The organism is Cellulomonas sp. URHB0016, assembly GCF_054057935.1.
Genome location: NZ_JBSRZU010000001.1, coordinates 2,260,519 through 2,286,825 on the forward strand (window position 1 = coordinate 2,260,519; position 26,307 = coordinate 2,286,825).

The 26,307-nt window shown below is 74.5% G+C and carries 25 protein-coding genes; 11 read left to right on the forward strand and 14 right to left on the reverse strand.

The genetic code is table 11. From position 1 onward, the window contains the following. Window positions 1–121: 121 nt before the first annotated feature. Window positions 122–766, forward strand: a complete 645-nt coding sequence (locus ACVW07_RS10425) for a response regulator (RefSeq protein ID WP_456819180.1) — start codon at window positions 122–124, stop codon at window positions 764–766. Window positions 767–804: 38 nt separating this feature from the next. Here the strand turns inward: ACVW07_RS10425 and ACVW07_RS10430 are convergent, their stop codons facing one another. The 7 genes from ACVW07_RS10430 to ACVW07_RS10460 form a co-directional block, all read right to left on the reverse strand. Continuing rightward, window positions 805–3,069, reverse strand: a complete 2,265-nt coding sequence (locus ACVW07_RS10430) for an MMPL family transporter (RefSeq protein WP_456819181.1) — start codon at window positions 3,067–3,069, stop codon at window positions 805–807. 144 nt (window positions 3,070–3,213) lie between these two features. Further along, complete coding sequence (locus ACVW07_RS10435) at window positions 3,214–4,023, reverse strand: methyltransferase domain-containing protein (RefSeq protein WP_456819182.1); 810 nt, start codon at window positions 4,021–4,023, stop codon at window positions 3,214–3,216. A 36-nt stretch (window positions 4,024–4,059) separates the two neighbouring features. Beyond that, a complete protein-coding gene (locus ACVW07_RS10440) occupies window positions 4,060–5,325 on the reverse strand; it encodes an MFS transporter (protein WP_456819183.1) in 1,266 nt (421 codons plus the stop codon). Between the two features lie 67 nt (window positions 5,326–5,392). Beyond that, window positions 5,393–5,572: a hypothetical protein gene (locus tag ACVW07_RS10445; protein WP_456819184.1), complete on the reverse strand. Its 180-nt coding sequence runs from the start codon at window positions 5,570–5,572 to the stop codon at window positions 5,393–5,395. A 129-nt stretch (window positions 5,573–5,701) separates the two neighbouring features. Next, on the reverse strand, window positions 5,702–7,009 hold the full coding sequence (locus ACVW07_RS10450; RefSeq protein WP_456819185.1) for a benzoate/H(+) symporter BenE family transporter: 1,308 nt from the start codon (window positions 7,007–7,009) through the stop codon (window positions 5,702–5,704). 3 nt (window positions 7,010–7,012) lie between these two features. Further along, the gene (locus ACVW07_RS10455; RefSeq protein ID WP_456819186.1) at window positions 7,013–7,822 is read right to left on the reverse strand and encodes a hypothetical protein; all 810 of its coding nucleotides are present in this window, start codon (window positions 7,820–7,822) and stop codon (window positions 7,013–7,015) included. A 121-nt stretch (window positions 7,823–7,943) separates the two neighbouring features. Beyond that, a complete protein-coding gene (locus ACVW07_RS10460) occupies window positions 7,944–8,342 on the reverse strand; it encodes an SRPBCC family protein (protein WP_456819187.1) in 399 nt (132 codons plus the stop codon). A gap of 133 nt (window positions 8,343–8,475) precedes the next feature. Here ACVW07_RS10460 and ACVW07_RS10465 point away from each other — a divergent pair, with 133 nt between their 5' ends. The 3 genes from ACVW07_RS10465 (at window position 8,476) to ACVW07_RS10475 (ending at window position 11,910) form a co-directional block, all read left to right on the forward strand. Then, a complete protein-coding gene (locus ACVW07_RS10465; RefSeq protein ID WP_456819188.1) occupies window positions 8,476–9,510 on the forward strand; it encodes a hypothetical protein in 1,035 nt (344 codons plus the stop codon). Window positions 9,511–9,751: 241 nt separating this feature from the next. Then, a complete protein-coding gene (locus ACVW07_RS10470) occupies window positions 9,752–11,551 on the forward strand; it encodes a peptidoglycan-binding protein (protein ID WP_456819189.1) in 1,800 nt (599 codons plus the stop codon). Then, window positions 11,548–11,910 (forward strand): hypothetical protein, encoded by a 363-nt coding sequence (locus ACVW07_RS10475; RefSeq protein WP_456819190.1) that lies wholly within the window; start codon window positions 11,548–11,550, stop codon window positions 11,908–11,910. The genes ACVW07_RS10470 and ACVW07_RS10475 overlap by 4 nt, the downstream gene beginning before the upstream one ends. 8 nt (window positions 11,911–11,918) lie before the next feature. Here the strand turns inward: ACVW07_RS10475 and ACVW07_RS10480 are convergent, their stop codons facing one another. Then, window positions 11,919–12,764 (reverse strand): CPBP family intramembrane glutamic endopeptidase, encoded by an 846-nt coding sequence (locus tag ACVW07_RS10480; protein WP_456821063.1) that lies wholly within the window; start codon window positions 12,762–12,764, stop codon window positions 11,919–11,921. Window positions 12,765–12,894: 130 nt separating this feature from the next. Continuing rightward, on the reverse strand, window positions 12,895–13,482 hold the full coding sequence (locus tag ACVW07_RS10485) for a DUF2867 domain-containing protein (RefSeq protein ID WP_456819191.1): 588 nt from the start codon (window positions 13,480–13,482) through the stop codon (window positions 12,895–12,897). Window positions 13,483–13,740: 258 nt separating this feature from the next. On the opposite strand from ACVW07_RS10485, the gene ACVW07_RS10490 reads away from it, so the two are divergent. Both ACVW07_RS10490 and ACVW07_RS10495 read left to right on the forward strand, forming a co-directional pair. Further along, a complete protein-coding gene (locus tag ACVW07_RS10490) occupies window positions 13,741–14,418 on the forward strand; it encodes a hypothetical protein (protein ID WP_456819192.1) in 678 nt (225 codons plus the stop codon). Window positions 14,419–14,538: 120 nt separating this feature from the next. Further along, on the forward strand, window positions 14,539–14,682 hold the full coding sequence (locus ACVW07_RS10495; RefSeq protein ID WP_456819193.1) for a hypothetical protein: 144 nt from the start codon (window positions 14,539–14,541) through the stop codon (window positions 14,680–14,682). A gap of 128 nt (window positions 14,683–14,810) precedes the next feature. Here ACVW07_RS10495 and ACVW07_RS10500 read toward each other — a convergent pair whose 3' ends face one another. Then, the gene (locus ACVW07_RS10500; protein WP_456819194.1) at window positions 14,811–15,104 is read right to left on the reverse strand and encodes a hypothetical protein; all 294 of its coding nucleotides are present in this window, start codon (window positions 15,102–15,104) and stop codon (window positions 14,811–14,813) included. A 182-nt stretch (window positions 15,105–15,286) separates the two neighbouring features. Here ACVW07_RS10500 and ACVW07_RS10505 point away from each other — a divergent pair, with 182 nt between their 5' ends. Then, on the forward strand, window positions 15,287–16,072 hold the full coding sequence (locus tag ACVW07_RS10505) for an alpha/beta hydrolase fold domain-containing protein (protein ID WP_456819195.1): 786 nt from the start codon (window positions 15,287–15,289) through the stop codon (window positions 16,070–16,072). A gap of 15 nt (window positions 16,073–16,087) precedes the next feature. Here ACVW07_RS10505 and pdxH read toward each other — a convergent pair whose 3' ends face one another. Further along, window positions 16,088–16,756, reverse strand: a complete 669-nt coding sequence (gene pdxH / locus ACVW07_RS10510; protein ID WP_456819196.1) for a pyridoxamine 5'-phosphate oxidase — start codon at window positions 16,754–16,756, stop codon at window positions 16,088–16,090. A 156-nt stretch (window positions 16,757–16,912) separates the two neighbouring features. Between pdxH and ACVW07_RS10515 the strand changes: the two genes are divergently transcribed. The 4 genes from ACVW07_RS10515 to ACVW07_RS10530 all read left to right on the forward strand — a co-directional run bounded on the left by ACVW07_RS10515 (window position 16,913) and on the right by ACVW07_RS10530 (window position 22,774). Further along, complete coding sequence (locus tag ACVW07_RS10515) at window positions 16,913–18,445, forward strand: M20/M25/M40 family metallo-hydrolase (RefSeq protein WP_456819197.1); 1,533 nt, start codon at window positions 16,913–16,915, stop codon at window positions 18,443–18,445. A gap of 202 nt (window positions 18,446–18,647) precedes the next feature. Then, the gene (locus ACVW07_RS10520; protein ID WP_456819198.1) at window positions 18,648–19,133 is read left to right on the forward strand and encodes a hypothetical protein; all 486 of its coding nucleotides are present in this window, start codon (window positions 18,648–18,650) and stop codon (window positions 19,131–19,133) included. A 105-nt stretch (window positions 19,134–19,238) separates the two neighbouring features. Then, entirely contained in the window at window positions 19,239–21,800 is a 2,562-nt protein-coding gene (locus ACVW07_RS10525) for a cutinase family protein (protein WP_456819199.1), read from the forward strand. Window positions 21,801–21,991: 191 nt separating this feature from the next. Next, window positions 21,992–22,774, forward strand: coding sequence for a hypothetical protein (locus ACVW07_RS10530; protein ID WP_456819200.1), 783 nt, complete (start codon window positions 21,992–21,994; stop codon window positions 22,772–22,774). Here the strand turns inward: ACVW07_RS10530 and ACVW07_RS10535 are convergent. The 3 genes from ACVW07_RS10535 to ACVW07_RS10545 all read right to left on the reverse strand — a co-directional run bounded on the left by ACVW07_RS10535 (window position 22,771) and on the right by ACVW07_RS10545 (window position 26,304). Beyond that, window positions 22,771–24,159, reverse strand: a complete 1,389-nt coding sequence (locus ACVW07_RS10535; protein ID WP_456819201.1) for a hypothetical protein — start codon at window positions 24,157–24,159, stop codon at window positions 22,771–22,773. The genes ACVW07_RS10530 and ACVW07_RS10535 overlap by 4 nt on opposite strands. Continuing rightward, complete coding sequence (locus tag ACVW07_RS10540) at window positions 24,156–24,707, reverse strand: RNA polymerase sigma factor (protein WP_456819202.1); 552 nt, start codon at window positions 24,705–24,707, stop codon at window positions 24,156–24,158. Before ACVW07_RS10540 ends, ACVW07_RS10535 begins: the two co-directional genes overlap by 4 nt. Before the next feature lie 202 nt (window positions 24,708–24,909). Then, window positions 24,910–26,304, reverse strand: a complete 1,395-nt coding sequence (locus tag ACVW07_RS10545; RefSeq protein WP_456819203.1) for a TrkH family potassium uptake protein — start codon at window positions 26,302–26,304, stop codon at window positions 24,910–24,912. Between the last annotated feature and the right edge of the window lie 3 nt (window positions 26,305–26,307).

The following is a 26,307-nucleotide window of genomic DNA, read 5'->3' on the forward strand; positions in this document are numbered from 1 at the left end:
TGTCGTGGTGCGACCGCCCGGTCAGTGGTGCACGCACCCCAGACCACACCGGACCGTACCCGGACGAAGCGGTGCCGGTGGCTACACTCGCAGCCGACCAGCGCCGGCGGACAGGAGTGCGATGCGAGTCGTGATCGCCGAGGACCAGTTCCTGCTGCGCGACGGGCTGGTCCGGCTGCTCGCCAGCCACGACATCGAGGTCGTCGCGGCCGTGGCCCACGGCGACGAGATCCTGGACGCGATCGACACGCACCGCCCCGACCTGGCCCTGCTCGACCTGCGGCTGCCGCCCACGAACCGCGACGAGGGGCTGCGCGCCGCCGTCACGGCCCGGACGCGCACACCGGGCCTGCCCGTGATGCTGCTCTCCCAGTACGTCGAGCAGCTGTACGTGCAGGAGCTCCTCGCCACCGGCGACTCCGGCGTCGGGTACCTGCTCAAGGACCGGGTGTTCGACGACCGGCAGTTCGTCTCGGCGCTGCGGACCGTGCAGGCAGGGGGCACCGTCATGGACCCGGAGGTCGTCGCGGTCCTCCTGCGCCGCGACTCCCGGCGTGGGGTCCTCGAGCGGCTCACCGCCCGCGAGCTCGAGGTGCTCGCCCGCATGGCCGAGGGAGACGGCAACGCCGTGATCGCCGAGAAGCTGGTCGTCACGGAGAAGGCCGTCGCGAAGCACATCAACAGCATCCTCGCGAAGCTCGACCTGCCGCCCTCGGCCACGTCGTCGCGGCGGGTGGCGGCCGTGCTCACGTACCTGCGGGGCTGACCGGGGCGACGAGGCGCGCCCGGCCGGCCCCGCAGGGGTCAGGGCCGTCCGGTCAGCACCGGTGCGGGCCGGTCCGCAGGCTCGGCGGCCACGCCCGGCACGGCACCCGAGGAGCGGCGCGACGAGCGGCCCGACGAGCGGTCCGGCGGGCCGGCCGGCGACCACAGGAACCGCCGGCTGAGGAGCATGAGCGCCGGCAGCGCCACCACCCGGACGATCGTCGCGTCGATGAGGATGCCGACCGCCAGGCCGACGCCGATCTGCTTGAGCTCCACGAAGCTCAGCGCCCCGAAGACGGAGAACACCGCGACCATCACCACCGCGGCGCTCGTCACGACCCCGGCAGTCCGGACCACGCCGTCGCGGATCGCCGGCTTCGCCGCCATCCCGCCCAGCAGGTTCTCCCGGATCCGGCTCACCACGAACACGTGGTAGTCCAGCGACAGCCCGCACAGCACGACGAAGAGCAGCATCGGGACCCAGGACACCACGTGCCCCGTGGAGGTGAACCCGAGGATCCCCTCGGCCCACGTGCCCTGGAAGACGAGCACCAGCATGCCGAACGCCGCACCGAGCGAGAGCACGTCGAGCACGAGGGTGACCACGGCGACGGCGAGCGAGCGGTACGCCACGAGCATCATCACGAACACCAGGAGGAGCACGGCACCGACCACGAGGGGCAGCGTCCGGTACAGGTTCGCCGTGTAGTCCAGGTCGGTCGCCACGTCGCCGCCGACCGCCGCCCGCGCACCGTGGACCGTGCCGACCGTCGCCGGCACGACCGCGTCCCGGAGCACACGCACCGACTCCCGCGCCGGCGCCGACCCGACCCCGTGCGGCACCGGGATCTGGACCACCGCGGTCCGGCCGTCCGCGGAGTACCAGGGCTCGTCGGCACCGCCGAACAACGCCGGCCGTGCGGCGGCGGCGCCCACCAGCGCCTCGACCTGGGTCGCCAGCTCGTCCTGGCTGCCCTGCGGGACCCGCACGGCGACCACGTCCGTGGCCGAGGTGCCGGGGAACGCCTCGACGAGGCGGTCGTAGCCCTGCATCGTCGTGAGGGTGCGCGGGAAGTCCTCGACCTGCGTGGACCCGAGCGACAGGCCGGTCAGCGGGGAGGCCATGGCGCCGAGGACCGCGACGGACACGGCGACCGCGACGACGGGGTGGTCGAGCACGGGGCGCACCAGCGCGGGCACCAGGCGCGGTGAGGAGCCGTTGCCGAGCCGCCACAGCACGGGCACGCGCGGACGGTCGACCCACCGGCCGAACGTCGCCAGCAGCGCCGGCAGCACCGTCAGCGACGACACGAGCGCGACGGCGACGACGACGATCGCCCCGGTCGCCATCGCGTCGAACACGGTGTCCCCCGCGAGGTACAGGCCGGCCATCGAGAGGATGACCGCGACGCCCGACACCACGACCGAGTGGCCCGCCGTGGCGGCCGCCACCTGGATCGCGTCGACGTCGCCGCGGCCCGCACGACGCTCCTCGCGGAACCGGCGCAGGTAGAACAGCGAGTAGTCCACACCGACCGCCATGCCCACCAGGACGATCAGGTGCATCACCATGCCCGGGTCAGGCACCACCTGGGACGCCAGGCCCCACAACCCGAGCCCGGCCGCGACCGACGAGATCGCCAGCACCACCGGGATGCCCGCCATCACGACCGCACCGAACACGACCAGCAGGATCACGAGCGTCAGCGGCAGGCTGATCGTCGTGGCCTTCGCGAGGTCCGCGTCCAGCCACTGCCCGAAGTCGGCCCCGATGGACGCCGGTCCCACCTCTTCGACCCGCAGGTCCGGGTGGTCCTCCTGCACGTCGGCCACCACCCGCTGGAGCGGGCCGACGCGTTCGTCGGCGGTGTCCGGGTCGCCGTGCATCACGACCTGAAGGAGGAGTGCCGGGGAGTCCTCCGACGGCACGGGCCCGCGCACCTCGTCGACGCCGGGCAGCGCCCGGAGCGCGCCGGCCGCCTGCGTCGCGGCCGCGTCCGCGTCGTCGGGCAGGGCGCCGCTGCGGGCCGTGAGCAGCACGTTCTCGACCACCGGGTCCGGGTGACCGGAGCCGGCCGCGATGCGCGCCGCCTCGCCGGACTCCCCCACACCGAGCTCCACCTGCGTCGCCTCGCGCGGTGCCTGCACGGCACCGACCGCCACGGCGAGCAGGATCGTCGTGAGCCACAGCAGGATCGCCCGCATGCGGTGCGTGGCGCTCCACGCGGCGACGCGGTGCGTCAGCGAGGTGCGCGGTCCTCGTGGCCGCCGCGTCGTCCGTGCGGGGCTGGTCGGTGTGGTCATCGGTGCTCGTCCGTTCGATCGTCCAGGCGCGGGGGCGTCGCTCCCCGCCGTGGTCGATCCTTCGCGGCACGCCGCTCCCGGGCAGTGGTGCGTGCACCCCAGTTCGCCCGCCTGGGCCTCGCGGGCGCGAGCGCCCGCCGTCGGTCAGGGGCGGCGGCCGACCGCGAAGATCCGCGAGAACTCCAGCACCACGCCCCACGGCTGCCGGGGGTAGGCGGCGTCGAGCGCGGCGACGTAGTCGTCGAGGAACGCCGCCCGCTCCCCCTCGTCGGTCAGCACGCCGAGCACGGGCCGCAGGCCGGTGCCGGTCACCCACTCCAGGACGGGTGAGCGCTGCGCACCCTCGGGGTCGAGCACGTGGAGGTAGCTGGTCTGCCAGACGTCGGTGTCGAGACCGAGGGCGGCCAGGTCGCCGAGGTACTCGGCCGGGGAGGCGACGGCGGCGGCCCGGTCCAGCACGGGGAGCAGGTCCGCGGCGCGCGCGTGCCGGCCGGCCGCGGCCCGCATGAGCTGGTGCGAGGGGGCGTCGAAGTTGTTCGGCACCTGCATCGCGAACCAGCCGCCGGGCGCGAGGGCGCCGACCCAGCGCGGCAGCAGCGCGCGATGGCCGGGGACCCACTGGAGCGCCGCGTTGGTGACGAGCACGTCGACCGGGCTGCCGAGCGCGGCCGGGTCCCAGTCCTCGGCCCGCACCTCCAGCCACTCCACGCGCCCGGTGGTGTCGAGCGCGCGTGCGGCGTCCAGCATCTGCGGCGACGAGTCGATGCCGACGATCCGCGCGTCCGGCCACCGCTGCGCGAGGCCGAGCGTCAGCGGCCCGTCACCGCAGCCCAGGTCCACGACGAGCGCCGGCGACGGTGCGTCGACCCGCGCGACCAGGTCGGCGAACGGCCGGCCGCGGTGCGTCCCGAAGAGCGCGTACTGGTGCGGGTCCCACATGGCGACGACCTCCACGACCGGCGACGTATCTCGACGTCAACATACTGGGCGTCAGGGTGCGGCGACGGGATCCGGGTCCGGGTCGACGACCGTGGACACCACAGCCCGGAGCCGCACGGCTCGGACGCTGCACACGACGAGCAGCACGCACGCGAGCGACCCGACCACCCCGGCAGCCACGGCGACCGCCGTCACGATGCCCGTCGCCTCCCAGAGGCGCCCCACCACGGCGTTCGTCGCCGCCACGGTGGCGCCCATCGCCGTACCCATCACCGAGGTCATCGTCGTGCGCAGCGCATCGGGGAAGATCTGCTGGCTCCACACCGCGATGACGGCGAGGACGGCCCCGATGACCACCTCCGCCCCCACGAAGCCCACGGCCGCGCCGAACGGCCCGACGGTGGTCAGGAGCAGCAGGCCGTCGAGCGCCACGACGAGCCCGGCGGCGAGGACCGGCGGACGCAGGTGCCTGGTCCACCTCGTCGCGAACGCCCCGAGCGCGGACGCCGCGGTCAGGGCGAAGAGCGCGATGCCCAGCGAGGACGGTGCGAGGTGCAGGACGCCCAGGGCGACCGGCTGCCAGGTGAGGATCACGATGCCGACGCTCGCGCTGGACAGGACGACGAGGAGCAGGACCAGGAGGGACTCCCCGCGCACCGCGAGCGCCACGCCACGACGCAACGAGCGCCAGACGGGCTGCGCGCCGGCATCGCGCGCGTCGGGCCAGCTCAACCGGACCCAGAGCGCCGTCGGCAGGAGCAGGACGCCCGCAGCGGCGATGAGGTGCTGCGGGTCGAGCCAGGCACCCGACACCGCGACGAAGGCGGCCCCCGCGGCGGACGCGACCCACCGGACCACCTGCGACGCCCGGACGGCGCTCTCGGCCCGTTGCTGCTCGCCGCTCGCGTTGAGGGTGTTGACCAGCAGCGACACCGCAGCGCCCGAGTGCAGCGCGATGCCGGTGGTCCACACCAGCAGTCCGGTCGCGAAGGCCGCCTGCGTGGTGGCGAACGCGAACACGAGAAGCCCGGTCCCCCACAGCACCAGGCCCCACACGATCAGCTGCCGCTGACCGAACCGGTCGCCCCACGCGCCGCTCGGCGCCTCGACGAGCGTCGCGGCCAGACCCGCCGCGGCCAGCAGCCCGCCGATCGTCGCGGCCGGCAGGCCCCGGTCGCGCATGTGGAAGACGAACACCGCCCCGAACACGAAGTCGGCGACGGACACGAGCCCGACGAGCCACCAGAACTGGCGGACCAGACGGCGGTGGCGCGACACCCCCGGCACCAGCGAGGAGGGATCCGGGATCGGGGTCACCCGCGCACGGTACTGGAGCGGGCCGAGGTCCCCGTCGGACGACCAGCGCCGGCCGCCGGCCCTGCCCTCAGGTCCGGCGGACGGTCGAGCGCCGGAACGGGGCCAGGACGGTGCGCACGGTCTCGGCCGCCCCCCAGTCGGGCTCGAACTGCGCCACGACGGCGAGGTTCTGCCGCAGGTACAGCAGCGGCACCCGCTCGCGCCAGCCGTCGTCGCGCCGCTCGAGGAGCAGGTCGGGCGTCGACATGCGTGTCACCGTAGTGGCTGGGGATCGGCGTCAGGCTCCGTCGCACCTTCTCCAGGTGGGCCAGGCGGCCGACCGCGGCACGTGCCGCTCGGCGCCGTCGTCCCAGCACGCGGCGCACCGTGATCCCGGTCAGCGCTCGACGGGCGGCCGCTGGAACCACGAGCGCCCGCCGGACGCGATCGCCCACGCCGCGGCACCGGCCACCAGTCCCCAGAACGGTGACGCGATGGCCCACCCGGAGACGCCGGACACGGTCACCGCCAGGGTGACGACCGCCGCCTCGTGGACCCGGTGGTCGGTGCCGCTGAACGCGTCCCGCAGCGAGCCGACGAGCGAGGCGAGCAGCGCGGTCCCGGCCAGGGCCGCGACCAGTGCCGTCGGGACGGCCTGGAAGAGCTCGACCAGCCCGTGCGCCACGCCGGCGAACAGCAGGTAGAACAGGCCGCACGCCATCCCCGCCACGTACCGGCGCCGCGGGTCGGGGTGCGACTCCCGGCCGGTGCAGATCGCCGCGGTGATCGCCGCCAGGTTGATGCCGTGGCCGCCGAACGGGGCCAGCACCAGCCAGGTCGCGGACGTCCAGCCGACGAGCGCGCGGTCGTCGGGCAGGTAGCCGTCGTTGCGCAGCACCGTCAGCCCCGGGGCGTTCTGCGACGCCATCGTCACGACGAGCAGCGGCAGGCCGATGCCCACGATCGCCGGCAGGCTGAACGTCGGTGTGGTCCAGTGCGGACCGTCGAGCTGGAGCCCCACGTCGACGCTGCCGACCGTCCCGGTCACTGCCGCGAGCACGCTGCCCACGACGAGACCGCACAGCACCGCGTACCGCGGCAGGAACCGCCGGGCGACGAGGAACGCGAGGACCACACCGCCCGCGACCAGGGGTGACGCGCCGACCGCGAGCGCCGCGCCCACCACGAACGGCAGCAGCACCCCGGCGAGCAGCGCCGACGTGAGCTGGCGGGGCAGCAGCGCGAGCAGCCGGCCGAACGCCCCGCTGAACCCCAGCACCACGGCGACCGCGGCCGCCACGACGTAGGCGCCGACCGCGTCCGAGAACCGGTAGCCCCCGAGCGCCGCGACGAGGAGCGCCGCCCCCGGCGTCGACCACGCGGTGACCACCGGCTGCCGGGTGGCCCACGACAGGACCAGGCATGTCAGGCCGCTGCCGACCGAGATGGCCCACACCCACGACGTGGTCTGCGCGGTGGTGAGCTCGGCGCTGCGGGCGGCCTGGAGCACGATGAGGAACGGTCCGGTGTAGGAGACGAGCACCGCGACGAACCCGGCCACGACGGCCGACAGCGAGACGTCATGACGCAGCCCGGGCCGTCGGGCGTCAGGCGGGTAAGGCGGGGCGAGCGGCGGGTCCGGCCGGTCCGACGGCTCGGACGCCTCCGCCTCGTCCTCGGTGGTCGGGTCGGTCGGGATGCCCATGCCTCAGCGTCCCAGGCGTCCCAGCACCTGGGTGCGCATCCCGAGCGCCGAGCGGCGCCACACCTGCGCGCGCCGCGCGACCGCACCGACGTCGGTCTCGTCGACCGGGACCTCGACGACCGGCACACCGTGCGCCCGGGCGGTCGCCACGATCGTGTCGGCCGTGCCGGGCAGGGCCACCTGCAGCAGGGCGGACATGGCGCTCGCGCGGGCCTCGCCGTGGCCGAGCATCCGTCGGTACACCACCGTCGACACCACCGGGGCGAAGACCGTGAGGCCCGGCCCGTCACCGCCGGTCGCGTCCCGGTCGTCGTCGAGGGGCGGAAGAGCCGCCAGGTAGAGCGTGAACATCAGCTCGCTGATCCGGCGCAGCACCCAGCGCCGGCCGGGGACCGGCGGGATCAGGGTGATGATCCCGCTGAGGTCGAGCTCGAGCATCTCCGCGGACAGCAGGGTCCACGCCGGCTCGGTGCGGACCTCCACGACCCGGTTCCAGTCGACGTCCTTGCCGTCGAGCCCCACGCGTTCGGGACCGACCGTGACGGCGCCGAACCGGTCGAGCAGACCGAGCGGTGCCGTGGCGATCCGCGGGAGGCGCGGGACCAGACGCAGCAGACCCTGGACGGACACGTTCCACTCCCGCTCGAGCGGGTACGCCGGCCGCGGGTACGCCCGGATCGCCTTCGCGACCCAGACGCTGAACACCTCACCGGGCTCGGTGGCGTGGCGCTCCTCGGCGATCAGCGTGTCCAGCAGCTCGTCGACGATCCCGTCTTGCGGCACACCGTCCTCGCGACCGGTTCCCTGCTCCACGCCCCGCCCCTGTCGTCCGTCCCGTCCGGCGTCGTCGATCGGCGAGCATGCCACAGCCGTCTCCCGCCGGACCGGCGGACCACCCGGTCGGCCGGGGGCGGGATCACCCGGCGGTCGGCCGTCAGCCTGCTTCGAGCACCGCCTTGAGCAGGGCCAGGTCGGCGCTGACCAGCGCCGCGTCCCGTTCCAGGTCCGCGTCCGTCATCCACGTAGCGCGTCGCAGCGTGAAGACGACCTCGGCGCCGTCCCCGTCGGCGATCGCCCGCAGCGGTACGTGCACCGTCTCCCCCGTCGGCGTCCGCACCTCGTGGTCGAGGACGCCGAAGTCGTTGGGCGGGGCGAACGTGACCTGCACCCGTCCCTCCGTCGTCTGCACGAACCAGCGGCCGTCCTCCTGCACCACCTCGCGCCCCAGCCCCGGAGCCCATCGGGGCAGGTTCGCCGGGTCCGAGACGAACGCACAGACCTCGGGCACCGGCCGGTCGATGAACACGCTCAGGTGCCGGGAACCGGTCGTCATCGGGCGATCGTGGCACGCGGCACCGACACGGCGACCGGGGCGCCGTGCCTCCGGGCCGGGACCGGCGTCCCTCCGGACCGCACCGGCCGCAGCCGGACCCACCCGTGTGCGGCGGACCCCTACGCTCGGGCCCGTGACGAGCGACCTCCCGAAGCCCGACCAGCCCGAGCCCGACCTCTCCGAGCTCGTCGCCCGGTTCGGGCGCCTCAGCCAGGAGACCGAGCTCGCCCCCGACACCCATGTCCGGGTCCCGCGGGTCACGCCCGGCACCGCGGAGGACGCCCGGGTCCTCGCCGCGGCGGGGTTCCCGTACGACGCCGTGCACCGGTACACGCACGACGACGCGGTCGCGGCGCTGCACGCGGCGGGGCGCGGATGGGACGTGCCGTCCGCGGCGGACGTCTGGGTCGCGGGGCTCTGGTCCGCCCCCTGGTGGTGGCGCACCGCGCTCACGGGCCACCTGCTCGCGTCGACCCTCCCCGCGCACGAGGCGGTGCGCTACGGCGGGAGCGACTCGTGCCGCATCTGCGGCACCCGCACCGCCGGGGCCGTCGCGACGACCGGCCACCTGTTGTCGAGCCTCACGAACGGGGCGCCGATCGACGGTGCCGTCCCCGAGCACGCCCTCGGGCTCGACCACCTCGCCGGGCAGCCGCGGCCGGTGCCTACCGAGCACGACCGCTGGACCCTGCGGGCGGTGCTCACCGTGCTGCGCGGGATGCCCGACGGGAAGCGTTACTCGGCGGCCCGGTCGGAGCTCAAGCGGCACCGGCTCCTCGACGCGACCCCTCCCTACGCCTACGGCGCCGTCCTGGAGGAGCTCGGCCTCGTCGGCGTGCTCGCGACCGAGGCGCACCCGGGACTCGTCACGCGCTGGTCCGACTTCGTCGAGCGCGACCAGCGCCCGAGCGTGCGCGTCGAGGTCCCCGGCCCGCTGGCGTGGTGGACGTCGGCGGAGGGCCTGCGGGAGGACGTGGTGCGGACCGTGTTCGCCGCGTTCGACACCGCGGACGTCGACCTGGACGGCCCCCGGCCCGACCCGGAGCCCGCGCGCGGCGCGACCGTCCCCGGGGCGGTCAAGGCCCGCAGCCGTGCCCTCGCCGCCGCCGCCCGCCGGGCGACCGCTCCCGCCACGACGGCGGGCAGACCGAGGGCGATCGGCCCGTGACGCCCGGCACGGCAACGGCGCCACCGACCTCGAGCAGGCCGGGTCGATGACCGTTCGGGTAACCCGCACGGGCACGACGCGGGACGTGCGTTGCTCCACGATGGGACGGCCACGTCGAGGTGGCGGTCGACGGGCGGTGGCGGTGGAACCCCAGAGGATCGCACGTACCAGGCCGGTCGCCCGTCCGAAGGTCGACGAACCTGACCGTGCGGACGCGCTCGCACGTCACCGGCTCCTTGACGTGCAGCAGACCGCCGGGAACCGGGTCGCGGTGCAGGCGGTGCAGCGGTCGGGGGTGGACGAGCGCGCCGCGCACGTGGCACGGGTGCCGACCGCCACGGCTCCCCCCACCGCCTCCCTGCTGCGCCGCGGCAGCACGGGCGACGACGTCCGGCACGCGCAGGAGCGGCTCAACGCGCACGGGGCGACCCCGCCACTGGCGACGGACGCCATCTTCGGACCGCTGACCCAGGCCGCGACGGTGCACTACCAGCGGACGCACGCGCTCAGCCCGGACGCCGTGATCGGCCCGCGCACCGCCGCGTCGCTCGACGGCCCCACCGACGTGGGTGGCAGCAGCGGCCAGGCGGCTCCTCGCCCGACCGCGCCGCCGGCCGGCGGCGTGCTGCGGTACGACACCTCGGCGTACACGATCGCGCCACCGCCCGCGGGGACGACGATGGCCTCGTTGCGCGCGGTGGTCGCCGCCCGGCAGGGCGCGACGCCGCCCGAGCTGGGTCCGACGGTGACGGTCACGGGCGTCGCCACCGGGAGCCAGGCGGAGCTGTACCTGTGGAACGTGCTGGTGCAGCTGGGTCAGCGGACCCGGTGGGGCACGGAGGCCGACCTCGAGACGCACATCGGCCCGGCACCGACGAGCCCGCCCGGCCGGGCGCCCGTCGGGCGGGTGACCGTGCGCATCGACGCCCAGGGGAACGCGGTCGCCTCGCTCGTCGCGACGGGCCCCGTGCCGGCGGCGCCGGCGTTCACGGACCGCGCATCGGCGGAGACCGCTCTGCTGGCCCTCGGCTTCGCGTCGGTGACCGAGGTGCCGCCCGCGGTCTGGGGCCTCGAGGAGCTCGCCAAGGTCCACGCCGCGCTCTCCGCGATGCCCGCCGGGGACCGGTCGGCGCTCGCCGGTGTGGAGCTCCGCCGGGAGGCGACCCTCACCGACGCGACCGGCGCGGCGCTCGCCGGGAAGTTCTCCCACTCGGCGACGCTCGTCACCGGGGCCACGACGGCGACGCGCAGCGAGACCCTGAGCATCGCCGACCTCGCGTTCGCCGGGGACGGCCTCTCGTTCGTCGGGGACGCCGCCCGCAGCGGCCCCGCGAGCGCGCACACCATCGTCCACGAGGCCGGGCACGCGGTGGAGACCAAGGCGCTGCGCGACGCGCAGTTCGAGACGATGCAGGCGCAGGGCGCGATGAACGCGACCATCACGCGGCTCAACGCCGCCGTGGCCGTGTTCAACCCGGCGATGCGCGCCTCGTTCGCCGCGGCACGCCGCTGGACGCCGGCCCAGCGTCAGCAGGGCGCCCGTCTGCTGGCAGCGGTCAACGCCACGTCGACCGCCATCCAGGCGCTCGCGACCAACGACGCGCCGGACCGCAACGCGGCGCGCGACCGGGCCGCGACCCAGGCGGCCGCCCGGCGGGACACCGCCCGTGCTGCCCTCGCCCGGGCCGCCCCGACCCACCCGGCGCTCACCGACTTCGCCGCGACGCTCACCGCGCAGGACGCCTGGCTCGTCGCGGCGCGCGCACGGGCCCAGGCCAACGCGACGGTCCACGACCGGCGTGCCGACGAGACCGCCGTCTCGGGCGCGGCCGGCGGGTCACGACGGCTCGCCGACTTCGTCACGGTGGTCAACGCGAACCGGGTCCCGCCGCTCACCGAGTACGCGCGCCGCAACTGGCCCGGCCACCCGGAGGAGTTCTTCGCGGAGGCCTACGCCCTGTGGCAGAACGACCGGCAGTACCTGCAGACGAACGCGCCCTCGCTCGTCACCTGGTTCGACGGCGGGGGGCACCGGCGATGACCCGGCACGCCGGCTTCGTGCTCTACCCGTTGCCCGTGCCGCGGACGTCGACGCCTCTGCCCGACTGCGTCGACGTCGCGGTGCAGGCGTTCGACGCCGCCCGGTCCGCCTTCGACGGCGGGGCGCTCGACGCCGCCGCGGACGGCTTCCGCCAGGCCGCCGACGCCTTCCGGGGATGCGTGCCGGAACATCCGGCCCTGCGCACCGTCTGCTACGGCAACGCGCTGCTCGCGCTCGTCGGCTCCGGCGACGTCGCGGGGGCACGGGCGCTCGCGTCGGCCCTGAGGTCGGCGGACCCGGACTGTGGGCCGGCGGTCGGGGACCTGCTCGGCACGCTCCTGCCGGCCGCCGGACCCTGACCGGGGCGTCACCAGGTGGCGGGCGCGGTGACGAACACGTCGAACAACGCGGGGTCGTGCGCGTGCACGAGCACCATGAACACCACGAGGTCGAACAGCAGGTGGACCGTGACGACGTACGTCAGGGAGGCGGTCCTCCGGAAGATCCACCCCTGCACCAGCGCGAACGGGATCGTCAGCAGCGGACCCCACTCCCGGTAGCCGAGCTCCCACAGGAACGACACGAACACGACGGCCTGCAGCACGTTCGCGAGCGGGAACGGGAAGTGCACCCGGAGCAGCGCCAGCACGGTGCACACGAAGAACAGCTCGTCCCAGATGCCGACGGCGTTCACCCCGACGAACAGCCGCGCGATCTCCTGCGGAGTGTCCACGACCGGCCAGTTGAGGTACGCGCCCGAGCCGAGGAAGTACCAGGGCAGCAGCAGGTACGCCAGGACCACGACGACGAGCAGGTACACGACCTGGGTGCGGCTCCACCGGCGACCGGTGCGCAACGGGAACCGGATCGCGTCCTGCCCGAGCACGAACCGCGACAGCACGTAGGGCACCAGCACCGCACCCGAGAGCGCCAGCGCGAACCGGGTCATGCCCGCGTCCGACAGGTCCGCCCGCAGCGAGATCGTCGTGACGATGCCGATGCCCAGCCCGACGAGCGCGAGGTCACGGCCCAGTGCGCGGTCCACGACGAGTCCCAGGACGACGCCCGCGACGAGCGGGAGGTAGCCGACCGGTCGCACGTGCACGGCGAAGAGCAGCAACGCCGACCCGCAGACCAGGGCCGCTGCCAGGACCCGCGCCGCGTGCCGGGGCGTGAGCGCGAGCGACGGCGGGGCGGCGGTCGCCGGGTGCACCGAGCCGGTGGTCGGGGCGTGTGCCGACGCGGTGGTCGATGCGTCGGTCGAAGAGGCGGGACGGTCCACGCCGTGCAGTCTGCGGACCCGCGGCGGCTCGCGCGACCGGGACGGCGGTCCGTCGCCCGTGCTACCCGGTCGGAACCGAGGCCTCCCACCGGCGGCCGATCGCGCGCAGCATCCGCGGGTACACCACCACCCGGCGGAACGGGGCGATGAACAGCATGTACGCCCGGCCGCCCCAGCCGTTCGGCCGCACCAACGCCGTCATCTGCGCGCGGTACACGCCGGCGCCGTCGGGCACCCACCCCAGGTGCAGGAGCGCGTGCACCGTGCCGTTGGCGAGCTCGGCGACCCACTCGTCGTGTGTCTGGTAGACCGAGGTGAACGGCAGCGCCCGCGCGTCGGGCCCGCGCGGTCCGTCGGCCAGGTCGTCCGGGAGCCGCTCCCGCAGCGACGTCACACGTGTGCCGATGCCCTTGCCGGGCGCGTCCCAGCCGAACAGCGCACCGAGCTTCCAGCGCGCGGCGAACAGGAAGCCGACGATCCCGCCACGGACCACGGACCCGTCCCCGAGCGCGAAGCTGCTCACCAGGCGGTCGAGGTCGTCGGGCCCTCCGGGCGTCGGCAGCTCCCACACGTCCTCGACCTCGAAGTCCGGCGCGACCTCGTGCAGCCGCCACGGCCGGGAGGTGAACTCGGTGTCCGGGATCCGCATCGCACTGCCCCTCGTCGACGGGTCGGTGCCTCCGACGCTAGCGAGACCGGCCGACCGCCGCCCTGACCTCTCAGGCGGGTCACAGCAGCGTGACGCCCGCGGTCGACGTCCACCGTGATCCCCCAGGGCGGTCGGCGGCCGGGAACTTGACGAGCAGGACGCCCGGGAGCGCCCGTCGGGTACACCGAGCCACGGGCCGAGGGCGCACGGCAGTCCCGATTCGCCCACGCCGACGGCCGCGGGCACCGATGATGTGGTGTGCCGCCGTCCCGTCATGAGCCCCTCCGCGACGGCGAAGCCGTCGTCGTCGTCGTCGACGACTGGCCGGGGACGTTCACGGTCCCGGACGACGCGGCGCTCCGGCTCGATCCGGGACCCCGGTGGCTCGTGCCGGCCGGCGGCGTCCTCGGGCTGGTTCTCACGCTCGCACTCGCCTGGTCGGAGGTGCCGTCCTCGGCCGTCTGGCTCCTCGGGGCCCCGCTCTTCGTGGCGTGCGTCGCCGCCATCGCGCTGGACCTGGGCGGACCCCGCGGGACGACGGCAGCCGTCGCCGGGACGACGGCGGTGTGGCAGCCGATGGCCGCCGCCGTGCTGGCTCAGGCGCAGGTCGACGCTCGCCTGACGCTCGTGCTCCTCCTGGTGGGTACAGGTGGGCAGGTCCTCTTCGCCGAACGCACGCGCGTCCGGCTGGCGGCGCAACGGAGCACCGTGCGGACCGCGCGGGGCGGCACGCGGACGGACGGTTGGGTCGTCGCAGCCGCCGGACCACCGTGGGACACCGTCGTGCGGGTCGAGGGGGCCGACACGGACGCCGGACCATGGACGGCGACGCACGCGGCCTGGCGGCTGGTCCGGCCGCGTGTCGGACATCCCGTGAGCATCTGGCACGCAGGCGCCGGCGACGCTGTCGTGCTCCTGCCTCGCGTCCCGCGCTGAGCGCCTCGTGCTGAGCGCCTCGTGCTGATGCCGGCGGCGCTCGCGGGCCACCCCCGGACTCCGATTGCCGGATGTCGGCGAGCGACGCACGCTGAAGACCTCGACGAGGAGGGGGCCACCGTGAGCGAGGTCGACGGGACTGGGCGCGACGAGCAGAAGACCGACCCGGAGGAGCTCGCCCAGCACGGCGGGGTCGGCATCGGGGCGGGTGAGCCGTCCACGTTCGAGCCGGAGGAGGACCCCGAGTCGGTGGACGACGCCTGACTGCCGGGGGCAGGCTCCCCACGCGGGTCGTGGCGGCGCGCCGTCACGTCACCGGCGGGGCATGACCCGTCGAGCGCGGCTGCTGTGCGCGGCTCGTCTTGTTCCGGCGAGCTGACGGCGGCCCTCGGTCAGGCCTCCGCGTCGTGCATCGCGCGTCGGGTCACCATGTGCTGCCCGACCACGAGCAGCGCGAACCCGACGATCGCGTAGCGCTGGGACGCGGCGGACGCCTGGTCGGCCAGCACCGTCCCGCTCTCGCCCGCCAGGCCGCGCACGATCGCGTTCCAGTTGAGCGCCGCCACGATGTTGCCCGCGCCCACGACGGTGACGAGCCCACCGACCGACAACCACCGGCGGAGCCACCGCGCCCTGCGGTCGGAGCGGACGCGTGCGGGCGGCGACGGGTCGGTGGTCTGCGGCACTGTGCGCTCCGGGACGGTCGGCGTGTGAGGCGTGGTGCCGGAGAGGGTATCCGGCCTGTGCGCACCCGTCCGGGGAATGAGGTGAACGACCCGGCCGACGACGTCGACCACCCGACGATCCCCGAGGGCCGGCCCTTGCGGCGCACCGTGCCGTACCGGATCGCGTCGCCGAGGATGGACCCGTGCCGATCGACGTCGAACAGCTCCGGCAGCACGCCCGCGAGCGTGCCGCCGCACGGCCCCGACGGGACCTCGCCGGGACGGTCGACGACCTGACGCACGACGGCGTCCGGATGCGCCGCTACGCGCCGGTCGACCGGACGACCGGGTCGGCCCTCGTGTTCCTGCACGGCGGCTACGGCGTGCTCGGCGACCTCGACATGCAGGACGACTACTGCCGCGCGCTGGCCGAGGGGCTGCGCGTCGTCGTGCTCTCGGTGGACTACCGGCTCGCGCCGGAGGCCTCGCTCGACGACTCGGTGGCGGACGCGCGCACCGCTCTGGGGCTCCTCGCGGACGTCGGGTTCGACCGGCTGTTCTTGGGCGGCGACTCCGCCGGCGGGGCGGTGGCGACCCTGGCCGCGGCGCGGTCGACCGTCCCGCTCGCCGGCCTCCTGCTCAGCAACCCCGTCCTGGACCTGACGCTGACCTGTTTCGACGACGCGCTGCCCGGTGGGCCCGACCGGGAGCTGTCCGCCTGGGCCGTGCGAGCGTGGGCCCGGGTGACCGACCTCGCCGACGCCCCGCGCCTGGACCTCCTCGCCGGACGGCTGCCCCCCACGGTCGTCGTCGTCGGCACCCTGGACTCGCTGCTGCCCGAGGCGCGCGCCCTGGCGGTCGCCTGCGAGCGCGCGGGCGTCGACTGCACGCTCGTCGAGCTGGACGGTGCCGAGCACGGGTTCGCCGGGACCGACCGGCGGGCCGACGTCCTCACCGCGTTCCGGGAGCTGACCGGCGACCCGAGGTGAACCGACGCGAGCCGCTCACGGCTGGCGGCGGTGCACCGTCCACGCCGCGGGCGTGTCGAGGTCGCCGTCGGCGACCTTGGTGAACACCAGGCGGTCGTGGAGCCGGTCCCGCCGACCCGCCCACAGCTCCACCTCGTCGCAGTCGATCCGCCAGCCGCCCCAGCCGTCCGGCACGGGGACGTCGTCGGCAGCGCCGGTGTCCGGGTAGAGGGCGGCGACCCTCTCGTACGCGGCGACGAGCGCCGCGCGGTCCGCGATCGGCCGGGACTGCTCCGACGCCCACGCGGTGATCCGCGAGCCCCACGGCCGGGTCGCGAAGTACGCCGCGATCTCGTCCCGCCCCACGGGTACGGCGCGCCCGCGGAACCGGACGGCACGGTGCATGGCGGCCCAGGTCAGCGCGGCGGCGACCGAGCCGTTCCCGGCGAGCTCGCGGCTCTTGGCCGACCCGAGGTCGGTGACGAACCCCGGACCCCGCGCGTCGAGGAACCTCATCAGGACGGTGCGCACGTTGGGGCGCCCGTCGGCGTCGACCGTCGCGACCGAGAGCGCGACGGGCTCGGCGACGTCACCGCGTTCCGCCTGCCGGGCCTCCGCGTCGGCCACCCAGGCACGGACCTGCCGCAGCGGCGTCGCCGCGAGCCCGCCCTCGTCGATCCCGTCGCTGGTGTACTCGCTGCGCACGCCGCCTCCTCGTGGTTCCCGCCCGGCCTGCGGCGAGGCTACGCCGATCCTGACGAGGCCCTTCCCCTGGCACCCCCTCGTGTGCTGATGTGGGTTCGCCGGCAGGGGGCCGGTCGCGGCGCGGCCACGGCGCGCCGTCGCGTGAGGAGGCCATCCATGCCGGCACGTCGCACCCTGGTCGCACTCGTCTCGTCCGTCGCCGTCGTCGGAGCGCTCGCGTCGCCCTCGGCGGCGCACGGGCACAGCACCCCGGCGGAGCGGTTCGCGCAGCAGGTCAGCACCCGTGCCGTCGTGGCGCACCTGGACGCCCTGCAGCGCATCGCCGACCGCAACGACGGCAACCGGGCCGCCCTGACGAACGGCTACGAGGAGAGCGCCCGCTACGTCGAGCGCACGCTGCGCCGGGCCGGTTACCACACGGAGCGGGACCCGTTCTCGTACGACCGGGAGGTCGTCGACGCGAACACCCTGACGGAGAACTCGCCCGGCGCCGCCGCGTACGAGGTCGACCTGATGGAGTTCTCACCGAACGCACCGGCGGGCGGCGTGACCGCGGACCTCGCCGCCCCCACGGACCCCCTCGGCTGCACTCCCGACACGTGGACGGGTGTGGACGCCGAAGGCAAGGTCGCGCTGATCAGCCGCGGCACCTGCGCGTTCGCCGTCAAGGCCGCCAACGCCGAGGCCGCCGGTGCCGTCGGCGTGGTGGTCTACAACAACGTGGCCGACGCGCAGGTGAACGGCACCCTCGGCGAGGGCTCCACCGTGGCCGTCCCGGTGGCCGGCCTGCGCCAGGCCGACGGGCAGGCGCTCGCGACCGCGCTCGCCGCCGGACCGGTGAACGTGACGCTGGACGTGAGCAGCCACGTCGAGACCGTCGAGTCGTTCAACGTCATCGCCGAGACGGAGCAGGGTCGCGACGACAACGTCGTGATGCTGGGCGCGCACCTGGACAGCGTGGAGGAGGGGCCGGGGATCAACGACAACGGCACCGGGTCCGCGACGATCCTCGAGGTCGCCGTCCAGCTCGCGAAGTCGCACGCGCACCACAACAACACCGTGCGCTTCGCCTGGTGGGGTGCGGAGGAGGCCGGCCTGGAGGGGTCGACGGCGTACGTCGACGAGCTCGCCACGCAGCCGGGCGAGCTGGACCGCATCGCGACGTACCTGAACTACGACATGGTCGGCTCGCCGAACTACATCATCGGCGTCTACGACGCGGACCAGTCGACGTTCCCCGCACCGGTCGACGTGCCGCCGGGCTCGGAGGCCACCGAGGACGTGCTGACCGGCTGGTTCGACTCGACGGGCCAGCCGTGGGTCGACACCGCCTTCGACGGGCGCTCCGACTACCAGGCGTTCATCCTCAACGGCGTCCCGGCGTCCGGCCTGTTCACGGGCGCCGACGACGTGAAGACCGACGAGGAGGTCGCCCTGTTCGGCGGCACGGCCGGGATCACGGAGGACCCGAACTACCACTCCGCCGGCGACACCCTCGCGAACGTCAACCGGACCGCCCTCGGCATCATGACGAAGGCGATCGCGGCGTCGACCTACAGCCTCGCCTGGGACACCTCCGCCATCAACGGCGTCTCCGGGCCCGGCACGGGTCACCACGGTCCCGGACCTGGTCACGGGCACGGGAAGCACGGCGGCGACCAGCCGGAGGGGCTCGAGCGGGCGTCCTGAGCGGGCACCTCCCACGACGGGCGGCGGGCTCGTCCGGCTCCTCGGGCCGGTGTGCCCGGCGATCCGGCGATCGGGCGATCGGGTGATCCGGCAGTCGGGCGATCGTGCAACCGGCCGATCCGGCGATCGGGCGATCCGCCGATCCGCCGATCCGGCATGATCACCGGACGTGCCCGTCGGGCCCCGTCCAGGAGGAGCTGCCGTGTCCGGAGGTCGGTCAGGAGGTCGCGCGCGCCGGGTGGTGCTCGTCGTCGTGGCGGTCGTCCTCCTCGCCGTGGCGCTCGTCGCGGTCAACGCATACGTGCGCGCCCGTGCCGAGGTGCAGCGGATGGACGCCGTCGTCGACGCGCTGCAGCCCCCTGCCGGATGGGAGCTGACCGGCGAGGACCGGACCACGCCGCCCCTGGGCCTGTGCGTCTACAGCGTGCAGGCCTGCCCGAGCACCCAGCTGACGTACAGCGCCGCCAACCCCGCCGAGGACGGCGTGGACCTCGAGGCGCTCCTGCCGGACGCGGACTGGGTCGTCGAGAAGCCCGACTGCTCGGCGCCCGCCGACGCCAACGGGAACTGGTCGTCGTGCGCCGCCTCGGCCGACGTCGACGGGTTCACGGTGCACGCGGGCGTCCACGGCGCGACGTTCGACGACGTCGCCCATCTGGCCGTGGAGATTACGCCGAACCGGTCGTGATGGGGTGAAGTGCGAGCGGATCGGCGCATTTCTTGCAAATCGGGCACCTAACGTTCGGGCCGGGATTCGACCGGAGTCCGAACCACGTGCCCGAGAGCAGGTCCGATGCGTCCACCCAGATCCGCAGCAGTCGCCACCGCGAGCGTGGGAGCACTGCTGCTCACCCTCGTCGCGATGGCTCCCGCCACCGCGGCCGTCGCCCCGTACGACGCCGCGTGCACGACGGTGGACGCGGTCTTCGCCCGCGGCTCCGGGCAGGACGTCGGCGGCCGCGAGGCCACCCGGTTCCACGACGAGCTGACCTCGCGGCTCACCGGCTCCCTCGCACCGCACTACTACGAGCTCGGCAGCACCTCCATCGCCGGCAAGCAGTACCCGGCGGTCCCCGTCGGCGCGGGGTCGTGGGACTCCATCACGAACACCGTCGGTGCCGGGGTGTCGGGCGGCGGGGCGTTCGAGTACGGCGGGAGCGTGAACACGGGGGTCGACGAGCTCGAGCAGTACGTCGACCGCCGGCTCGCGGCGTGCCCGTCGACCCTGTTCGTGCTGGGCGGCTACTCGCAGGGCGCCCAGGTGGTCGGCGAGACGTACAACGAGCGCCTCACCGCGGACCAGCGGCAGCACGTCGTGTTCAACACGCTCTTCGGCGACCCCAAGCTGTACCTGCCCGAGGGCGAGAGCTTCCTGTGGCGGGACGCGCCCGCGTGCCACGGCAAGGAGCTGTCCGTGTGGCGGCGCACCGTGCCGAACTGCGACACCGACAACGGGTCGCTCGGAGCCCGCAAGCCGTACCTGCCGTCGTCGTGGCAGGACTCGACCGGCCTGTGGTGCGCGAACAAGGACTTCGTGTGCGGGTCGGCGAAGAACCCCGCCACGACCTCGGGCCACATGACGTACGGCAACGAGGGCGGTGACGTCGACGCCGGCGTCTACGAGGCCGTGCAGCGGCTGAAGACCCGGCTGCCCGCCTCCGACCCGGACGAGGTCGACGTCAGCATCCCGTTCGTCAAGTCCGGCTCGACGGGCCTGGACGTCGTGTTCCTGGTCGACTCGACGGGCTCCATGGCGGGTCAGATCGACCAGGCCAAGGACGTCGCGGCCCGGCTCTCGCAGGTCATCGCCGCGTCACGTGGTCGGGTGGCGCTGGTCGAGTACCGCGACTCCGGGGACGAGTTCAGCGCACGGGTGCTGACCGACCTCTCGGAGAGCACGGCAGGGTTCACCACCGCGCTGGACGGCATCAGCGTCGACGGCGGCGGTGACACCCCGGAGGGTCTCCTGCACGCCCTGCGGGTCGCGATGGAGGGCGTCTCGTGGCGTCCCGGCGCGACGAAGGCCGCCGTCGTGCTGACCGACGCCGACTACCACGACCCCGACCAGACGGACGGGTCGACGCTCGACCAGATCGCCGCCCTGAGCCTGTCCATCGACCCGGTCAACGTGTACCCGGTGGTCCCGAGCTACGAGAGCGACTACTACCAGGCGCTCGCCGAGGCGACCACAGGACAGGTCGTCGTCAACGAGGGCGACTCCGCCGCGGCGCTGTCCGAGGCCCTGACCCGGATCGAGACCCGCCCCGTCCCGCGCCTCGCGCTCGACTCGTACTACGCACGGCCCGGCGAGGAGATCACGTTCGACGGGACGACCTCGTACACCCCGACGTCGACGATCACCACGTGGGACTGGGACTTCGACGGGGACGGCACCTACGAGGTGCTGGCCGGCGGACCTGTCGCGTCGCACACCTACCCGGCGGACTTCGAGGGGACCGTCCAGCTGCGGGTCACCGACGCCGAAGGACTCGTCGCGAACGTGTCCGCCCCCGTGAGCATCGGCACCCCGCCGCCGCCCACCTCGACGCCCGCCGACGCGGTCACCGTCGAGGGGCACGGCAGCACCGCGACCGTCCGCTGGACGTCCGGCGTCGACCCGGGCAAGGGCTGGAGCCTGACGGTCGACGGCGTGCACGTCGGCCTGCTGGCGCCGGAGCTGCGCGAGGTGGAGGTCACCGACCTGGACCGCACCGGCACGATCGAGCTCGGCATCGCGCCCATGTCCAGCGACGACGAGGTCGGCACCCGCCGGGTGGCGTACCTCGAGCCGGAGGACGACAACCCGACGCCCGGCCCGACCACGGGCCCGACCACAGGGCCGACGCCCGGCCCGACCACCGGGCCGACCACCCCGGCCCCGGACCCCACCAGCCCCGCGCCCGTCCCCACGGCGCCCGTCCCCTCGGCGCCGGTCCCGTCGGCGCCCGTCCCCTCGGCGCCCGCGCCGAACCCGACCGTCACCCTCTCGGGCGGCGTGGTCTCCGCCGGCGGCTCGCTCACGGTGACGGGTTCCGGCCTGCCCCCGTCGACGGCCTTCGACATCTGGCTGTACTCGGACCCCGTGGTGATCGGGTCGGCCACCTCGGACGCCACGGGCGCGTTCACGGCCCGTGTCGTGATCCCTCGGGACACCCTTGCCGGTGCGCACAGCATCGTCGTGTGGGTCGGGACCCGGACCGTCTGGGCGCCGGTGACCGTCCGGGCGGCCGCATCCGGACCGCTCGCGGCGACCGGGTCGGACGTCGTCGCCCCCGCGACGTCGGCGGTGCTGCTGCTGCTGGTCGGCGGCGCGCTGGTGGTCCTCACCCGCCGGAGGCGCCTGGCACGCCGATGACGGCCGGATGACGGACGACGCGCCCCGGCCCGTGCGGCCGGGGCGCGTCGTCTGTCTCGACCATGCCGTAGCGCGGCGACCGGCACCGTGCGCCGGTGGTATCTCGTCCGGACGGAGCCGTTCCTTCGTGGCGGACGTCGGCGGCAAGGACGCGTCGCGTCGCCCGTGAGCCCTCGGACGAAGGAGCACCGGTGGAGATCCCGGAGGTCGTGGTCAGCTCGCTGGTGGCCGGTGGCCTCGGGCTGGCGGGCGTGGCGCTGACCGTGTGGGCGCAGGACCGTCGGGAGCGCAACCGCGGCTGGCAGGATTTGGAGTCCAGCAAGCGACGGCTGGAGCTGATGACGCAGTGGCTCGACGTGCACGACCGGCTGGGCGCGCGCGAGCTCCGGGTGGACCTGCCGACGACCCTGGCCACGGACCTGCGGGAGGCGTACGACGTCGCCCACCGCGGCGCGGGCGGGCTGGCCGAGCACGGCCACGTGCCGTTCTGGCCGCGGGTGCGGGCGGCCGCGCTCCCGCCGAAGGGCCCGCTCGCCGGGTGGGCGAGGGTCTGGCGCACCGTCTACTACGCCTACGCGGTCCTCGCCGGACTGTTCGTGGCGTTCCTCTCGCTCGGCCTCAACGGCACGGTCCCGTCGTTCGGCGAAGCCGTCGCGACCGTCGCCATCGTGATCCTCGTCGCCGTGGCGGGACCGTTGACGCTGTTCCGGGTGCTGTCGCTCCACGCACACGGCAGGGCGGCGACGAAGCGCGGCGACGCCCGGCCGGGCAGCGCTCCTGTGTCGCGGCCCGGTGCCGGGAGCGGTGCAGAGCGCCGCCGTGGCAACGTCCGCCCGTCCGAGCCGGCAGGCCCCTACGGCCCTTACCCGGTGATCCCCGGCCGACCGGCCGAGGGTGCGGGCGCCGCCCACCACGGCTCACCGGACCCGAGCCCCAGGCGCGCCCCGGCCGAGGGGTCGACGGGCACCCGCTAGTCACCACCCTCGGTCTGAGGTGCGAACGCGAACCGGTCCGGGACGGCACCGAACCCGGTGAAGTACGACGGCTCGCCGACGACGAGCGGGCGCACCGTGCCCGTCACCGGGTCCACCGACACGATGGATGACGTGTCGGCTCCTGACCCGTACGGCCGCAGCATCGCGAGGAGCCGGGACTCGTGGACGTCGAAGACCCAGAGGCCCGGGTCGCCCCCGGCGCCGAGCGGCTCCGCGTGACCGTCGGTGACGTCGAACCACGACGCGGTCGCCTCCGTGTGACCGAACATCCCCGCCACGAGCCTGTCGCCGACGTGCCACACGCCTCCGGTCCGGGTCGGTTCCAGCCCGGTGATCTGCCAGGCCGGCCCGCCGCCTGTGGGTGCGACCCAGAACTCGGACGGGATGCCGACGTTGTACGGGTCCGTCCCGCCGGCGGCGCACTGGAGCAGCACCTGCTCGTCGTCCACCCACATCCACGCCCGGCAGGCGTCCGGCCGGTCCGGGTACGGCAGCACCAACGGACTCGCGGCGAACTCGCGGGTGTCGACCGCACGCGGGCCGCTCTCCTCGTTGACCACGAGCCGGGTCCGGTCCGGGCTCACCACCCACGCCGACGTGCCGTACTGCGTCCGGGTGATCGGCAGCTCGGCGACCACCGAGCCGTCACGACCGAGCCGTCGGACCGCATCCCGGCCGGAGCCGAGCACGTCGTCCGACCCGTCACCGACGAAGACGACGTCGCCCCAGAGCGCCAGCGACGGCCCGGCCGTCCCCGTGATCAGGTCGAGGACGTGCGTGAGACCGTCCTTCTGGTGCCGTACGACGGCGAGCGAGGTTCCCGGGAGCCAGTCGAGGAGCTCCGAGCCCGAGAGCTCCTCCGGAGTCGGGACCACATACGCCCTGCCCTCCGGGCTGACGAGGTAGAGGGTCGTCGGGAGGATGTCCTCCTGCTGCTGCGTCAGCGGGTGGTACTGGACGACGTGCCACCCTGCCCCGGCTGCGGCCAGCATCCCGGGCGCCATCGGAGGAGCATCTCGGAACGTCGACGGCTCGACCTCCGGGACCGCGGGGGTCGCGGTAGGGCTCGGCGGGGCCTGCGTCGGGCTCGTCGAACGCGTCGCCGTCGGCGTCGAGGTCGCCGTCGGTGCAGGGTGCGCCGGCGGGGGGGTCGTCGGGCCGTCCCACGCCTGCACGCCGACGGCGACGGCACCGACCAGCGCGACCACGCCGAGCGCGGTCACGCCGGTCCGGACCGTCCGCCGCCGGGCCACCCGGCGGGTCAGCACGCCGACCTCGGCACCGGGGTCGGGTCTGGCCGCTTCGGCGACCCGCAGCTCGGCGTCCGCGAAGCGGTGGAGCGCGTTCCTGATGTCGTCACTCATGACGGCCTCCCCTCGGGGGCTGCGACCGGCAGGGTCTCCCACGTCTGCGCGTCGTCGGGCCCGTCAACCTGGAGGGTCGCGCGGAGCTTGCGCGTCCCGTCGGAGAGGTACCGCTTGACGGCACCGTCGCTGAGCCGCAACGACGTCGCGATCTCCGGCACGGTCAGGTCGTCGAAGAACCGGAGCACCACGCACGCCCGCTCGCGCGGCGACAGGAGCGCGAGGGCCCGGCGCACGTCGACCGACGCCGCAGCGGCCTCCTCGGCCGCCCGCACCGCCGAGGTGTCGTGGAGCAGGTGCGCGGCATCCTGGCTCGTGCGCCGGCGGCGGGTCTGGTCCAGGAATGCGGTCCGGACCGCCTGGCGGACGTACCCCTCCGCGGCACGTGGGTCCGGCACGCTCCGCGGGCGTGCGAACGTGCGCACGACGGCCTCGTGCACGAGGTCCTCGGCGTCGCGCCGGTCGACGACGAACAGGCACGCGTACGCCACGAGTGCCGAACGTCTGTCCCGGACCACCTCCTCCAGGACCGCTCTCCAGTGCGCCACGCCCGCCTCCGCTCATCCGACCTTCTGTGACCAGAACGCGCCACAGGGCCGGATCGTTGGGGTGACGCCAGGTGCGCACCCACGCGACGCGTCCCCCGGGCACGGACGGGGCAACGGCCCGGCCGTCGAACGAGCTTTCGCTGCAGACGTCCTCGTTGCTGGGGTTCGCTTGTGGTGCCGTGGCCGCCGCGCCCCTCGTGCGTCAGCCGATCAGCGGGCGTCCCTCCGGTCGCCGGAACAGCCGACGCCGCTCCCGCAGCACCAGGGCCGACGCGAAGGTCACGGGCCCGAGCCGGCCGGCGAACATCAGGACGACGAGGATGAGCTGCTGGCCGGGGACCAGGTCGGCGGTGATGCCGGTGGACAGGCCGACGGTCGCGAATGCCGAGATGTTCTCGTACAGGATCTGGTCGAGCGTGAAGGCGCTGGTCATCGCGATGGCGAGCGTCGAGACGACGACCGCCGCGACGCTCAGCAGCGCGACCGAGAGCGCCTGGCGGATCGTCGACGGGGAGAGCCGCCGGTCGAACAGGTCGGTGTCCGGGTCGCCGCGCAGCTCCGCGATGATCGCGAGCAGGAGGACGGCGAAGGTCCCCACCTTGATCCCGCCTGCGGTGCCGGCGCTGCCGCCGCCGATGAACATCAGGACGTCGACGCCGAGGAGCGTGCCGGTGTTCATGTCTGCGGGGTCCACGCTGTTGAAGCCTGCGGTCCGCGGCATGACGGCCTGGAAGAACCCGGCGAGCGCCCTCCCGGCCGGGTCCAGCGCGCCGAGCGTCTCGGGGTTGCCCCACTCGGCGATCGTGACGAACAGGGTCCCACCGACGAGAAGGATCGCCGTCATCAGGAGCGTCAGCCGGGTGTGGACGCTCCACCGTGCGGGACGGCGGTGCTGGCGGAGGAGCTCCAGGACGACGGGGAACCCGAGCCCGCCGATGATCACCGCGACCGCGACGGGCAGGCAGATCCACGGGTCGCCGGCGAAGCCGATCAGGTTGTCGCTGAACAGGGCGAAGCCCGCGTTGTTGAACGCCGAGACCGAGTGGAACAGTCCGAGCCACAGGCTTCTGGGCCACGGGTTGCCGTAGGCGGTCGCGAACCGCACGGTCAGGAGCAGCGCGGTGACCGCCTCGACGGTCAGGCTGATGGTCGCGACGCCGAGCAGCACGGCCGGCACGTCGCCCAGGGCGCGGACCTTCGTCTCCCTGGCCGCCAGGACGCGCGAGCCGAGCCCGAGCCGGCGGGAGATCACCAGGCCGAGCAGGGACGCCAGGGTCATGACGCCGAATCCGCCCACCTGGATCAGGAGGAGGATGACAACCTGACCGAACGACGACCAGTACGTCGCGGTGTCGACGACCGTCAGACCGGTCACGCACAGGGCCGACGTCGCCGTGAAGAGGGCCTCGAGCGGGGGCGCGCCTCCCGGGCCCGTGCGGGCCACGGGAAGCATCAGTGCGAGCGTGCCGACCGCGATCCCCGCGGCGAACGCGGCCACGATCAGCTGCAGGGGCCGCACCGCGCCCTGCCGCAGGCTGCGGAAGCCCTCGAGGACCGGCCGCCGCGGCGTACCCGGGGGGTGGGCTCTGAGGGACATGCG

Excerpts from the sequence above, each read along its gene's own strand:
- ACVW07_RS10460 (WP_456819187.1), bottom strand. The coding sequence starts at position 8,342 with ATGACGACCGGTTCCCGGCACCTGAGCGTGTTCATCGACCGGCCGGTG.
- ACVW07_RS10450 (WP_456819185.1), bottom strand. The coding sequence starts at position 7,009 with ATGGGCATCCCGACCGACCCGACCACCGAGGACGAGGCGGAGGCGTCC.
- ACVW07_RS10425 (WP_456819180.1), top strand. The coding sequence starts at position 122 with ATGCGAGTCGTGATCGCCGAGGACCAGTTCCTGCTGCGCGACGGGCTG.
- ACVW07_RS10515 (WP_456819197.1), top strand. The coding sequence starts at position 16,913 with ATGCCGGCACGTCGCACCCTGGTCGCACTCGTCTCGTCCGTCGCCGTC.
- ACVW07_RS10545 (WP_456819203.1), bottom strand. The coding sequence starts at position 26,304 with ATGTCCCTCAGAGCCCACCCCCCGGGTACGCCGCGGCGGCCGGTCCTC.
- ACVW07_RS10475 (WP_456819190.1), top strand. The coding sequence starts at position 11,548 with ATGACCCGGCACGCCGGCTTCGTGCTCTACCCGTTGCCCGTGCCGCGG.
- ACVW07_RS10430 (WP_456819181.1), bottom strand. The coding sequence starts at position 3,069 with ATGACCACACCGACCAGCCCCGCACGGACGACGCGGCGGCCACGAGGA.
- ACVW07_RS10445 (WP_456819184.1), bottom strand. The coding sequence starts at position 5,572 with ATGTCGACGCCCGACCTGCTCCTCGAGCGGCGCGACGACGGCTGGCGC.
- ACVW07_RS10525 (WP_456819199.1), top strand. The coding sequence starts at position 19,239 with ATGCGTCCACCCAGATCCGCAGCAGTCGCCACCGCGAGCGTGGGAGCA.
- ACVW07_RS10485 (WP_456819191.1), bottom strand. The coding sequence starts at position 13,482 with ATGCGGATCCCGGACACCGAGTTCACCTCCCGGCCGTGGCGGCTGCAC.
- ACVW07_RS10535 (WP_456819201.1), bottom strand. The coding sequence starts at position 24,159 with ATGAGTGACGACATCAGGAACGCGCTCCACCGCTTCGCGGACGCCGAG.